This window comes from Nocardioides segetis (genome assembly GCF_051390595.1).
In the GTDB taxonomy this organism is placed as follows: domain Bacteria; phylum Actinomycetota; class Actinomycetes; order Propionibacteriales; family Nocardioidaceae; genus Nocardioides.
Genome location: NZ_JBNINR010000032.1, coordinates 1 through 5,484, shown reverse-complemented (window position 1 = coordinate 5,484; position 5,484 = coordinate 1). Strand labels below are relative to the sequence as shown.

Sequence of the window (5,484 nt, the reverse complement as noted above, 5' to 3'; positions counted from 1 at the left end):
GCGTGTGATGTTTGAGAACTCAACAGTGTGTCATGCATAGATTGTTGTGACGTTTGTGTGCATCTGATCCTTTTGTGGGGTTGGGTGTGTGTTTTCGGCAATGATGATTCTGATGACAAGTTTGTCAGCAGTGTCTGTTTGTCAGGTATTGAGTTTTCTTATGGAGAGTTTGATCCTGGCTCAGGACGAACGCTGGCGGCGTGCTTAACACATGCAAGTCGAGCGGAAAGGCTCCTTCGGGGGTACTCGAGCGGCGAACGGGTGAGTAACACGTGAGTAATCTGCCCTGTGCTCTGGGATAGCCACCGGAAACGGTGATTAATACCGGATATGACCACTCCAGGCATCTGGTGGTGGTGGAAAGTTTTTCGGCGCAGGATGTGCTCGCGGCCTATCAGCTTGTTGGTGAGGTAATGGCTCACCAAGGCTTTGACGGGTAGCCGGCCTGAGAGGGTGACCGGTCACACTGGGACTGAGACACGGCCCAGACTCCTACGGGAGGCAGCAGTGGGGAATATTGGACAATGGGCGGAAGCCTGATCCAGCAACGCCGCGTGAGGGATGACGGCCTTCGGGTTGTAAACCTCTTTCAACTCCGACGAAGCGTAAGTGACGGTAGGGGTAGAAGAAGGACCGGCCAACTACGTGCCAGCAGCCGCGGTAATACGTAGGGTCCGAGCGTTGTCCGGAATTATTGGGCGTAAAGGGCTCGTAGGCGGTTTGTCGCGTCGGGAGTGAAAACACCGGGCTTAACTCGGTGCTTGCTTTCGATACGGGCAGACTAGAGGTATGCAGGGGAGAATGGAATTCCTGGTGTAGCGGTGAAATGCGCAGATATCAGGAGGAACACCGGTGGCGAAGGCGGTTCTCTGGGCATTACCTGACGCTGAGGAGCGAAAGTGTGGGGAGCGAACAGGATTAGATACCCTGGTAGTCCACACCGTAAACGTTGGGCGCTAGGTGTGGGGCCTATTCCATGGGTTCCGTGCCGTAGCTAACGCATTAAGCGCCCCGCCTGGGGAGTACGGCCGCAAGGCTAAAACTCAAAGGAATTGACGGGGGCCCGCACAAGCGGCGGAGCATGCGGATTAATTCGATGCAACGCGAAGAACCTTACCTGGGTTTGACATACACCGGAAGCCCCCAGAGATGGGGGTCTCTTTGATACTGGTGTACAGGTGGTGCATGGCTGTCGTCAGCTCGTGTCGTGAGATGTTGGGTTAAGTCCCGCAACGAGCGCAACCCTCGTTCCATGTTGCCAGCACGTAGTGGTGGGGACTCATGGGAGACTGCCGGGGTCAACTCGGAGGAAGGTGGGGATGACGTCAAGTCATCATGCCCCTTATGTCCAGGGCTTCACGCATGCTACAATGGCCGGTACAAAGGGCTGCGATCCCGTGAGGGGGAGCGAATCCCAAAAAGCCGGTCTCAGTTCGGATTGGGGTCTGCAACTCGACCCCATGAAGTCGGAGTCGCTAGTAATCGCAGATCAGCAACGCTGCGGTGAATACGTTCCCGGGCCTTGTACACACCGCCCGTCACGTCACGAAAGTCGGCAACACCCGAAGCCGGTGGCCTAACCCTCGTGGGGGGAGCCGTCGAAGGTGGGGCTGGCGATTGGGACGAAGTCGTAACAAGGTAGCCGTACCGGAAGGTGCGGCTGGATCACCTCCTTTCTAAGGAGCACACCCGCATCGATGACCGAGTGTGTTGTCGTGTATGGGGTGTTCGGATAGTGGAACGCAGCAATCGTGGATCGGCAGTTCGCACGGGGTTGTCCCTGTGGGGGTTGTTGGTTGGTAGGTGTGGCACGCTGTTGGGTGTCTGAGGCATCAGACGCCTGTCTGGCTGGGTGCCCCCGGGGTTTGGGGGTGGCTGGGTAGGGGCTGGTTCGGCTTCTGGTTGTTTGATTTCTTCATAGTGGACGCGAGCATTAATATGGTGTTTGTTTCGTGATTGTTTTGTGTGTTCTCTTGAATGGTTTGTCCCACAGGCGAGCATCATCACGCACAGTGTCGAACTTCAGTGTTGGACTTCAGTTGAACTGTTGTGTTGGACTGTAGTGTTGGTTTGTTGTGTGTGTTGGTGGTTTGTTGTGGGCAAGTTGTTAAGGGCACATGGTGGATGCCTTGGCATCGAGAGCCGATGAAGGACGTTGGAGCCTGCGATATGCCCTGGGGAGTTGGCAACCGAGCGTTGATCCGGGGATGTCCGAATGGGGAAACCCAGCTGGAGTTATGTCCAGTTACCCGCATCTGAATAAAATAGGGTGTGTGGAGGGAACACGGGGAAGTGAAACATCTCAGTACCCGTAGGAAGAGAAAACAAAAGTGATTCCGAGAGTAGTGGCGAGCGAAATCGGATGAGGCTAAACCCATGTCGTGTGATAGCCGGCAGGCGTTGCGGTGTGGGGGTTGTGGGAGTGTTGTTGCTGTCTCTGCCGGGATGGCGCGCAGTCAGAAACCTGAGGCGAGGTCGAAGTCCGTTGGAAAGCGGTGCCGGAGCGGGTGATAGCCCCGTAGACGATAGTGTCAGGCTGTGTTCAGCATTTCCCAAGTAACACGCTACTCCTGGAATGGTGTGTGAATCTGGCGGGACCACCCGTTAAGCCTAAATACTCCTCGATGACCGATAGCGGACCAGTACCGTGAGGGAAAGGTGAAAAGTACCCCTGGCGGGGAGTGAAATAGTACCTGAAACCATGTGCCTACAATCCGTCGGAGCCTTACTTGTGGGGTGACGGCGTGCCTTTTGAAGAATGAGCCTGCGAGTTAGCGATACGTGGCGAGGTTAACCCGTGTGGGGTAGCCGTAGCGAAAGCGAGTCCGAATAGGGCGTTTGAGTCGCGTGTTCTAGACCCGAAGCGGAGTGATCTATCCATGGGCAGGTTGAAGCGCCGGTAAGACGGCGTGGAGGACCGAACCCACTTCAGTTGAAAATGGAGGGGATGACCTGTGGATAGGGGTGAAAGGCCAATCAAACTCCGTGATAGCTGGTTCTCCCCGAAATGCATTTAGGTGCAGCGTTGCGTGTTTCTTGCCGGAGGTAGAGCACTGGATAGCCGATGGGCCCTACCAGGTTACTGACGTTAGCCAAACTCCGAATGCCGGTAAGTGAGAGCGTGGCAGTGAGACTGTGGGGGATAAGCTTCATAGTCGAGAGGGAAACAGCCCAGACCATCGGCTAAGGCCCCTAAGAGGTGGCTAAGTGGAAAAGGATGTGGAGTCGCAGTGACAACCAGGAGGTTGGCTTGGAAGCAGCCACCCTTGAAAGAGTGCGTAATAGCTCACTGGTCAAGTGATTCCGCGCCGACAATGTAGCGGGGCTCAAGCCATCCGCCGAAGCCATGGCAGTTCCATCTGTTTGAGTGCAGGACCCAGGCATCCTCTTTGTGGGGTGTCCAGGGGTGGGACTGGGTAGGGGAGCGTCGTGTCACGGGTGAAGCGTCGGAGTGATCCAGGCGTGGATGTGACACGAGTGAGAATGCAGGCATGAGTAGCGAATCACGGGTGAGAAACCCGTGCGCCGATTGATCAAGGGTTCCAGGGTCAAGCTAATCTGCCCTGGGTAAGTCGGGACCTAAGGCGAGGCCGACAGGCGTAGTCGATGGACAACGGGTTGATATTCCCGTACCGGCGAAATGGCGCCCATGACGAGCCCGGTGATGCTAACCACCCGAAGCATCGCGTACTGATCCCTTCGGGGTGAGGGCGTGGTGTGGAGCGTGGGATCCGATCCGGTAGTAGTCAAGCGATGGGGTGACACAGGAAGGTAGCCCAACCGCCGCGATGGTAGACGGCGGGTAAGCATGTAGGGGGTGTGGTAGGCAAATCCGCCACGCGGCCGTTTGATCGGTGGCCCTGAGATGTGATGCCGACCCCGTAGGGGGGAAGTGGGTGATCCTATGCTGTCGAGAAAAACCTCTAGCGAGCCATGAGCCGCCCGTACCCGAAACCGACTCAGGTGATCAGGTAGAGAATACCGAGGCGATCGAGACAACCATGGTTAAGGAACTCGGCAAAATGCCCCCGTAACTTAGGGATAAGGGGGGCCCGAGGCGTGTACCCACTTGCTGGGGAAGCGCCGGAGGCCGCAGAGACCAGGGGAAAGCGACTGTTTACTAAAAACACAGGTCCGTGCGAAGTTGTAAGACGATGTATACGGACTGACTCCTGCCCGGTGCTGGAAGGTTAAGAGGACGGGTTAGAACGCAAGTTCGAAGCTCAGAATTTAAGCCCCAGTAAACGGCGGTGGTAACTATAACCATCCTAAGGTAGCGAAATTCCTTGTCGGGTAAGTTCCGACCTGCACGAATGGAGTAACGACTTTCCTACTGTCTCAACCATGGACTCGGCGAAATTGCACTACGAGTAAAGATGCTCGTTACGCGCGGCAGGACGGAAAGACCCCGGGACCTTTACTATAGTTTGGCATTGGTGTTTGGTTCGGCTTGTGTAGGATAGGTGGGAGACTGTGAAGCGGCCACGCCAGTGGTTGTGGAGTCATCGTTGAAATACCACTCTGGTCGTACTAGATGTCTAACCTAGGGCCATGATCTGGTTCAGGGACAGTGCCTGATGGGTAGTTTAACTGGGGCGGTTGCCTCCCAAAATGTAACGGAGGCGCTCAAAGGTTCCCTCAGCCTGGTTGGCAATCAGGTGTTGAGTGTAAGTGCACAAGGGAGCTTGACTGTGAGACAGACATGTCGAGCAGGGACGAAAGTCGGAACTAGTGATCCGGCCACTGCGAGTGGAAGCGTGGTCGCTCAACGGATAAAAGGTACCCCGGGGATAACAGGCTGATCTTCCCCAAGAGTCCATATCGACGGGATGGTTTGGCACCTCGATGTCGGCTCGTCGCATCCTGGGGCTGGAGTAGGTCCCAAGGGTTGGGCTGTTCGCCCATTAAAGCGGCACGCGAGCTGGGTTTAGAACGTCGTGAGACAGTTCGGTCCCTATCCGCCGCGCGCGTAGGAAACTTGAGAAAGGCTGTCCCTAGTACGAGAGGACCGGGATGGACGAACCTCTGGTGTGCCAGTTGTACCGCCAGGTGCATGGCTGGTTGGCTACGTTCGGAAGTGATAACCGCTGAACGCATCTAAGCGGGAAGCACGTTTCAAGATGAGGTTTCCCACCCCTTTGTGGGTTAAGGCCCCCAACAGACTATTGGGTTGATAGGCCGGAGGTGTACAGCAGTAATGCCCAGCCGACCGGTACTAATAGGCCGAAGACTTGCCACAACAAACCACTTACACACCCAACAACACCAAACAGTATTTTGGTGCTGCGCGTCCACGATGAAGACCAACCCCACCCAACACCGGCCCCTAATGTACCGGGGCCTGGGGGTGAGGGTTCATAGAGTTACGGCGGCCATAGCGGCAGGGAAACACCCGGTCCCATCCCGAACCCGGAAGTTAAGCCTGCCAGCGCCGATGGTACTGCAACCGAGAGGATGTGGGAGAGTAGGACGCCGCCGGACAAA

3 rRNA genes are annotated in these 5,484 nt (G+C 56.2%); all 3 read left to right on the top strand.

The features are described 5' to 3' along the window. Positions 1-157: 157 nt before the first annotated feature. Positions 158-1,676, top strand: a 16S ribosomal RNA gene (locus ACPZVR_RS25320). Positions 1,677-2,097: 421 nt separating this feature from the next. Next, positions 2,098-5,239: ribosomal RNA gene (locus ACPZVR_RS25315) — 23S ribosomal RNA — on the top strand. 125 nt (positions 5,240-5,364) lie between these two features. Continuing rightward, positions 5,365-5,481 (top strand): 5S ribosomal RNA (gene rrf, locus ACPZVR_RS25310). Together the 16S, 23S and 5S rRNA genes form the textbook arrangement of a ribosomal RNA operon. The last annotated feature ends 3 nt before the right edge of the window (positions 5,482-5,484 follow it).